This is a genomic window from Methanoculleus sp. MH98A (assembly GCF_000691865.1).
GTDB lineage: Archaea > Halobacteriota > Methanomicrobia > Methanomicrobiales > Methanoculleaceae > Methanoculleus.
Genome location: NZ_JMIO01000056.1, coordinates 1 through 8,059 on the forward strand (window position 1 = coordinate 1; position 8,059 = coordinate 8,059).

The 8,059-nt window shown below is 59.7% G+C and carries 6 protein-coding genes; all 6 read right to left on the bottom strand.

Features of this window, described 5'->3' with window-relative positions:
* Positions 1-1,233, bottom strand: a 1,233-nt coding sequence (locus EI28_RS08230) for an Ig-like domain-containing protein (protein WP_048114144.1), incomplete at its 3' end; no start/stop codon positions are given.
* A 263-nt stretch (positions 1,234-1,496) separates the two neighbouring features.
* The gene (locus EI28_RS08235; protein WP_048114145.1) at positions 1,497-2,891 is read right to left on the bottom strand and encodes a PEGA domain-containing protein; all 1,395 of its coding nucleotides are present in this window, start codon (positions 2,889-2,891) and stop codon (positions 1,497-1,499) included.
* 39 nt (positions 2,892-2,930) lie between these two features.
* On the bottom strand, positions 2,931-4,454 hold the full coding sequence (locus tag EI28_RS08240; protein ID WP_048114146.1) for an AMP phosphorylase: 1,524 nt from the start codon (positions 4,452-4,454) through the stop codon (positions 2,931-2,933).
* Positions 4,455-4,680: 226 nt separating this feature from the next.
* Positions 4,681-5,022: a DUF86 domain-containing protein gene (locus EI28_RS08245; RefSeq protein WP_048114147.1), complete on the bottom strand. Its 342-nt coding sequence runs from the start codon at positions 5,020-5,022 to the stop codon at positions 4,681-4,683.
* Positions 5,019-5,309, bottom strand: coding sequence for a nucleotidyltransferase family protein (locus EI28_RS08250; protein ID WP_048114148.1), 291 nt, complete (start codon positions 5,307-5,309; stop codon positions 5,019-5,021). Before EI28_RS08250 ends, EI28_RS08245 begins: the two co-directional genes overlap by 4 nt.
* A gap of 468 nt (positions 5,310-5,777) precedes the next feature.
* Positions 5,778-8,059, bottom strand: a 2,282-nt coding sequence (locus EI28_RS08255) for an MEMAR_RS02690 family S-layer glycoprotein (RefSeq protein ID WP_082223133.1), incomplete at its 5' end; no start/stop codon positions are given.

Sequence of the window (8,059 nt, forward strand, 5' to 3'; positions counted from 1 at the left end):
CGATATCCAGGGCTCGTCAGTCATCGAATTCCCCTCGTCATCGACCCCGGTGATCCTGAACGAAACACTCTCGTTTCGAACAGGGTTGCCCTTTGAGTCCATTACCTTCGCTTTGATCGAAGCAACAATATCCTCTTTCACATCCCTGCTTGCGATGGTCTGGGGGATGGCGGTAAGAACCACACCGGTCGGGTCAGCGCTGTAGAAGCCCACCTTCTGTGTGCATGAAACACTGCTGTTGTCGACGGCGGTCGCGGTTATCTCTGCGACGCCGACCCGGTCAAGCGATCTGTACGTGATCTGCGCCTTACCCATACTGTTTGTTCTGGTGAACAACTCCTCCGGGTTCAGAAAACCGGATATCGGCTGGACGTTTACCCTTATCTCCCGGTCACCTGCGGGGTTGCCATACTCGTCATAGAGGGCATAGGTGATGGTGAACTGTTCGCCAAGCGGCAGTTCGGGGTAGTAATCGGGATTCGGATCCTCTACCTTTGGAGAGACAGACTGGTAGATCTCCGACGGCTCTCCGTTCGCAAGCCCGGTGATAGTCAGTGAGCGTGGCCCGATATTTCCAGGAAATGTTACATAGACCATATTTTCCCCGGCCACCGTATCGACCCGGAGCGTTGCAGTGACGTTCCCCGCCGCGTCCACCGGCACCGTGATCTCGTCCGTACCGTTAACGAACGTCGCACCTCCCGTGGGCGAACCCACCATGAAGAACACTTCCTCGGCCACATTCCGGCCGTCCACCACGTTCCCATACTCATCCACCATCCGGACAACAATCTCCGTCGTCTCCCCGGCGGTCACCTCGGGCTGGTACCAGAGGTTGGCGACAGCATCCGGCGCCGCGTGGTCGATCTGCTGCTCAACGCTTCCGGTCAGGGGCGCATCCACCCCCTCCGACACCGTCGCCGTGATCGTCGCCGTCCCGCTCAGCGTCCCGGGCGTAAAGGCCGCCGCCGCTCTTCCGGCACTATCGGTCTCCACACGCACGGGCGAGATGCTCCCGTACTCGTCGTCGTCAACCGCAAAATCCACAAATACACCGGAGACCGGGTTGCTGCTGTTCGTGACCTCTACCGTAACGGTCGCAGTCTCGGTGCTCCCTGCCGTCAGCCACGGTTTATTGGTGTTAAGGGTAATATCGTCAGGTATCAGCGCACCGGCAGGGGCCGCGAGAAAGAGCAGCCCTACCGCCAGGCATACATACGTCCATCCCTTCATACGTCACCGTATGTCTTCCTGACACACCATACCATATAAACGTTGTGAGTATGATAGACGGCTCAGAAAAGCCCTTTGTCGAATCAAACAATAATATATGCTCGAAATGAACAAGTTTTCCACACAACCCCGCCGGCACGAAAGAATATATGTCAGGTCTCCGGAACGCACAACGATCTTTCCTCCAGGGACGAATCCAATCATCGGGTCCGGGAAAAATACCGTCCCGGTACCCGAACCGGAGAAGAAGAGGGCGGGGAGGCCTACAGACTGTCCCGACCGCGTGACTTGCCCCGATTCTGCCCGGCACGCCTGTGCCGCACGAACATGACCGCACCGAGGAGGACCGCGGCAACAACCCCGACGCCGGCCACGAGCACCCAGACGTTGAAATCCTGCTCCATGACGAGCGGGACGGTGAACTCGGCCGTGCCGAGCGGGATATCGGCGTTAACCGAGATGTTCCGGTAGCCGTCACAGGCAGCGGTGACGGCATACGCCTTGTTCGTAACGAGCGCCGTATTGAGGCATCCCTGGCTGTCGGTCACCCCGATAACCTGGCCGTCAATGACAATGACCGCGTTTGTCACCGCTTTCTGGTCGGGATCTTTCGCGCGGATGGTCACGCTCGCCCGGTCATAACCGAGTTCGGCGACGATATCCTCTCCCTGGCCGGAGATCTGGCGCGTTTCGGCCCAGTCCTGGTAGCCGGATGCCCGCACCAGGATCTCGTAGGTGCCTGCATGGATGTCGGAGAGAGCAAACCGACCGTACTGGCTGGTCTTACCCTTGAGCGTCCCGTTGAGGTAGATCTCCGCACCTTCGATAGGCTTCGTCGCCTCGTCGAAGGCCGTCAGCGACACCTGGTATGCCGATTTCGAGAGGTCCGCCGTGAAGAGGACGTTGTCCACCTCGAGATAGCGGCTTTCCTGGTAGGGCTGATAGTCGGGCGCCGTGACCCTGAAGGAATACCTCTTCGCCCGCTCCAGGTGGAGCGGCAGCCTGCCGTCGGCATCGGTCTCCCCGGCGCGCGCGTTGTCGATGTACACCTCCGCGCCTTTGAGGGGAGCAAGGGTCTCGGCGTCCCGGACCTGGATCGCCAGGAGGTCATTAGAAAAGAGCCAGTACTGGACGACCCTGTCGCTGTTCTCCACCTGCACGGTCTTCGATAAGTCGTAATAACCCGACGCACGGATCTCGGCGTTATAGAGCTCACCCGCCTTCACCGGGAATTTCACGCTCCCGCTGCTGCCGGTGACCTCCGAATCGGAGTAGTCCGTGCCCTCGGCGCGCACCACGGCACCGACAACCGGTTTCAGGGTCGCTGCATCGTAGAGCTCGAACGTGAGGGTCACATCTTCCCGGACCATTTCAACCTCCATACGGTACTCGTCGTAATTGACGTAGTCTACCCAGTTCCGGTAGCCTTTCCGCACGACTTTCAGGTTCAGGTCCTTCTTCCCGGAATGGACGTAGGAATACGTGCCGTCCGATGCGGTCCTTCCCACGTAATCGCCGTCGACGTATATGGAGGCATCGGCGAGCGCGTCATCGGTCTGCTTGTCGACCACGCTGATGCGCAGGGTGACCGCCTGCGCCGTACAGCAGATAAGGATGCAGGAGATAAGCAGAGCTATGATGAAACGACGTTTCTTCATGCTGGAGTATACTGCGCTTGAAAATTTGAGTGCTTCGGTTTACACCCAGCGTTCATGGGGGATACGTTCAAGTACCATACCTTCCACAAGCACCGGCATCAGCGTCCGGCCGACCTCAATCGCACGCTCGAGCCGCCATTCCCGCTCGGCGTAGATGGTGAAGATGGGGTCGCCTTTCCTGACCCGGGTCCCTTTCTTTGCGTGGACGAGCAGCCCCGCGCCGTGATCATAGGGCGAACCGGCGAGCCGGGCGAGCGTGACGAGAGCGCTGTTGTTCAGTTCGATGACGTAGCCGTCCTGAGGGGCCCGCACGTCGAAACAGTACTCCCCGGGAACGATATCGTCGGCCTTTACGCCCGGATCGCCACCCTGGATCTCGATGATCTGCCGCATCTTTTCGAGCGCCTTCCCGCTCCGGAGGATATCGGCAGCCGCCTGGGCACCCTGCCCCGGCCCGGCCTTCCCGGCCATCTCGAGCGCGATCCCGGCAAGCGAGATACTCTTCTGGATCAGGGAGCTCGGCTCGGTCGCCCCCTCGAGGACGGCGAGCGCCTCACGCACCTCGAGGTTCGGGCCGATGGTGTGGCCGACGAGCGACTCCCCGTAGCTTAACGCGCACTCGACCCGCATCCCGAGCCGTTCTCCGAGATCGATGAACTCCCGGGCGAGTTTCCGCCCTTCCTGGGGGTTCGGAATCTTCGTGTTCCGGCCGACCGGGATGTCGATGACCACAAGATCCGCGCCGACGGCGAACTTCTTTGCCATGACGCTCGCGATCATCTGGCCACGGGCGTCGATCCGGAGTGGGTATTCATAAGTGATGATCTTGTCGTCGGCGGGGGCGATGTTCGTGGCACCGCCCCAGACGATGGCGCCGCCGACCTTCTCGGTCATCTGCTGCACCTCGAGCGCCGGGAACGAGACGGGCGCGAGGACTTCCATGAGGTCGGCGGTTCCCCCTGCGCCGGTGATGGCGCGGGAGCTGGTCTTGGGGATCAAAAGACCGCTCGCGGCGATGATCGGCGCGATCAAGAGAGTGATCTTGTTCCCGGGCACGCCCCCGATGGAGTGTTTGTCGACGACGGGGTGCCGGGTGAAACGGAGGCGTTCTCCGGTCTCGACCGTGGCCCTCGTCAGGTACTCCACCTCGTCCATGTCGAGGCCGTTGATGTAGGAAGCGGTGACGTAAGCGGTGATCTCGCCGGGCGAGAGGACGTCGTCGACGATGTCCCTGACGATATCCACGGTATCGTCTTTGGTGAACCGGCCGCCGTCCATCTTCTTCTTGATGTGCTCAAGGGATGCCGGCCGCTCGGCACCGCGGACCTCGACGGGAGTTCCCTCGTCGACGGCGAGCGTGGCGTTCACCGGCCGGTAGACGGCGATGACGCCCGGCTCGATGAGCGACCCGGTGGTATCGACGTGAGCCTGGGCGGTCTTTCCGGTCGCCTCGTCGACGATCTGGACGCGGTCGCCGTCGCGGACCCGCATGCTCTGCGCGTCGGTGCAGTGGAGGAGAACCCCCCGGTTTTCGATGTCGAGCAGTTTCACGGTCAGTTTCATGTGAGCAACCTCATCCTGGTTGAGATTGAGGTGTTGTACTACTTAAGGACGGCTGATCGGGGGAGCGGGCAGACGGCATCTACCCGGAGCCCAACATTCCCCGGACTTCTCTCGCGGCGTTTGGTGTGGATACAGATCCCGGCGAAGCACCGGACCGGGAGCTACGCCTCATCCAGGCGAGACGGCGCTTGGGTGAGGTTATAGTGAGAGGGGTCGGGCGGGCTGCTCAGCGGCCCTGCAGTCCAGCAAGGATCTCCGCAACTGCCCGCTTGAACTCAGGGAGATCTTCTCCGGTGATAGCCCAAACGGCCTCCAGGTCCACACTCATGTACTGGTGGATCAGGACGTCACGAAGACCCGCAATCCGGCGCCACGGGATATCTGGATGTTCCTCCTTCAGAAATACCGGAATCTGTTTCACCGCCTCGCCGATAATCTCAAAGTTCCGTATCACCGCGTCCTGTGCCATCGGGGAGTTCATGAACACGTCTCGCCCTTCTCGCGTATAATCCTCAATCCGCTCTATCGACTCGAGGATATGGATGAGATAGAGGCAGTCGTCACTCACAGCGGCACGGCCTCCCGGCAGACGCGATCCCTGATATACCAGTGCAGTCCTTTCTCGGTCACCACGTCGACATCACGGCCAAGCAGGTCTTGCAGATCCTGGGCGAGGGCAATGTGGTCAAGGAGGCTCCTTCCGGGCTCGAACTCGACGAGGAGGTCGAGGTCGCTTGCCGGGGTCTCCTCACCCCGGGCCACCGATCCAAAGACTCTGAGGGTGCGGGCACCATGTCTGGCTGCGATCTCGAGGATCTCATCCCTTCTTTTGAGCAGTTCCGCATGCAGACTCATTCAAACCCTCTCCTGCATCGATCTTATGGAGCAGGGGATATAAGGATTTTCCCGGGTGGATTATTTTTCATCCAATGTTTCACGTAGCACCCCATCAGCTCACGCGGCTGGTGGCACCTCAAGTTCCGGACGTTCCGTCCTTCGCGTTTTTCGCGGCTTCGCGTGAGGTGGCGCTCTGCACGGATCCACACAGATACGGTGAAATGCCCATCAGGCAGCGAGGGGAGTATGCTGATCCTCAGCCCCATCATTCATCCGGATGAGTTAGCTCCCGCAAATCCTGACCGGAAGGCGGCAAAACACAGGTTAAGCCCATGACAATCGGGTCTCTCTTCGGTGCTTTTCAGGGTGAAGCCCGGGGGATTCAAAAGGACCTTGGGCCCAGGACGAACAGCCTGACATCCTGTCCCATACCCGAAATGACGCTCAATAAAACCGACTTGAATAAAAAATAGGGTTAGTTAGGGTTTAGTCCCGCCGGAGGACCAGGAAGGCAACCGCACCAAGGCCGGCAAGAGCAAGGAGTGCTCCGAATCCGGGGGACTGGGTGGGGGTGGCTTCGGTGGTCGCGGTCTCGACCGGGGTGGTCTCGACCGGGGTGGTCTCGACCGGGGTGGTCTGAGTTGTCGGGACTGCCTCGACTACGTTGAAGTTCGCGGACGTAGAGGTCTGAGTCTCGATGGACTCGACGGTGACCATGTACTGGTCGGGCTTGAAGCTGCTTGCGTCAACTTCGAACGACCAGGTGTTCACACCGTCACCCTCCTGGACTTCCACGGTTCCGGAATCGCTGGAGAATGCAGAGGTTTCACCTGCTGCAGTCGGCTGGAACGCAGCGGAGGTCACCTCGACCATCAGCTGGTCGCCGGTTGCGAGGTTCGTGGTGCCGGTGATCGTGAAGGTGCTGCCTGCAGCCTTGTCACCGATCGCGTCGATGAAGATCCAGGCATCCTCGATGTAGAAAGTCAGCTTTGTGTACCTGTCGTCGACATACGCCGAATCAAGGGCATTGATCACCGCGTTTGCCGCCTCGGAAGCCGGCATGTTCTTCAGGTTCACATTATCGTCAGGTATGCCGCTTCCTGTGAGGTACGTCCCATCAGTTCCAACTCCATAGCCACCGGTCATCGGGTGCTGGACGATGACAAAGTACTGGCCGGAGGAGAGACTATCGGTGTTGTCGATTGTGTGCTCGAACGTACCGTCATCCTCAACGCTAGGCTCGTTGACAACTACAGTGCTGCTGCCAACTTCACCATAGAAGTTCTTGCCGAAGATCCAGATGCGAACATCATCTGCGCTGCCCTGTGCAGTTCCAGTGATCACAACGTCGTCACCGGCCGCAACAGTGGCACCGCTCACGGTCGCGGTAACAAACCCGGGCCGGAGCTGGACCGAAGTCGTGGCGTACTTGACACCGGAGAGGCTGTTCCTGTCCTTGGGCTCCGCAACGGCGTAGATTGTGTAGCCACCGGACTCAAGGGCGCCGAGGTTGCCAGTAGTCCAGTCATAGGACCAGGTGTCGTCTGCCTCGACATCTACCTCAGTGAAAGTGCCAGGAAGGTTGTTTTCCACTGGGTCAAGGTCTTCAAGATTGACACCACCAGCGCCAAGGTTCGGGCCGGTCATGTAGAGGAAAACGGTCTCGTTGTCAGTGCAGGTACCAGAGAGTGTAATCTCTTCACCGACGTAGTAGGTGCCGGTGCCGGACGCCACGACAGTGACCGTACCTTCTTCAACTCTCACCTTGACGCTGTCGGTCTTGCTGTTGTCGGCCTTCACACCGTCCTCGATGGGACCCTCGACTTCGATGGTGTAGGTCCGGGCCTCAGTGCTGGTGCCAGTGCTGAACTCGACGGACCGGGTGCCGCCGGCAGTGGTCTTAACGGTCGCGCTGGAGTTGTCGTTCTCATCTACCTCTACACCGATCTGGTTCGGCTTGATCGTCGGGAGATCGTCACCGGCAGTTGTAACGTTCAGCCAGTAGTCCGTCTCCGACTCGCCGGTGATGGTCACGGTAAAACTGTTGCCGCGAACAACCGTGTCCTTGTTGGACGTGATAGCGACTGTTCCCGAGACAATCTCGAAGGTCACGGCGTTGCTGTCCGTCAGGTCGGCAGAGTTGCTGGGCCAGACCGCACGGGCGGTGTAGGTGCCAAGTCCGAGACCGGCCAGGGAGATCGGAGTCGTGTTGACCCGCTGACCGGTGAGCTCAAGATTGAGTTCGCCGCTGTCACCGAGAGCGCTCACCGTACCGCCGCCGGGCAGGGTAACACGGACCTGCATGGTGCCGTATTCGCTGCCATTGAGGCCTGCGAGGTTGTGGTCAATCTGGAACCGGATACTGTTCGCCCGGGTTACGGACTGGCCGTCCACGGACGTGGTGCCGCTGTCACCCAGCAGGACGCGAAGGTTTGCCGCGGGCTCCTGAACGAAGACGGTTCCATTCCAATCCCCATTGTGATCAGTAATGTTCGCGAGGTTTGTAAAAGCATACCAGATCCCGGTAGAGCCTCCAACTGCCTCTTCAGTCAACGCGAAGTTACGTGCGTTGGAAACCTTAATGGGCGTTCCCACGACATTCCTGTCGTTAATATTGCCGCTGAAGTGAGCCAGGTATCCCACCAGATCGTCATCCTCAGCCGGGTAACCAAATAGCGCATTTAGGTTCAGGTTTTCTTCACCTACATAGATGGTGCTGCCAGTGTCCTCAATCGTCCGTGCCGCAGCCGGTGCAATGACCAGCGCAG

Coding starts and splice junctions, on each gene's coding strand:
- EI28_RS08235 (WP_048114145.1), bottom strand. CDS start 2,891: ATGAAGAAACGTCGTTTCATCATAGCTCTGCTTATCTCCTGCATCCTT.
- EI28_RS08240 (WP_048114146.1), bottom strand. CDS start 4,454: ATGAAACTGACCGTGAAACTGCTCGACATCGAAAACCGGGGGGTTCTC.
- EI28_RS08250 (WP_048114148.1), bottom strand. CDS start 5,309: ATGAGTCTGCATGCGGAACTGCTCAAAAGAAGGGATGAGATCCTCGAG.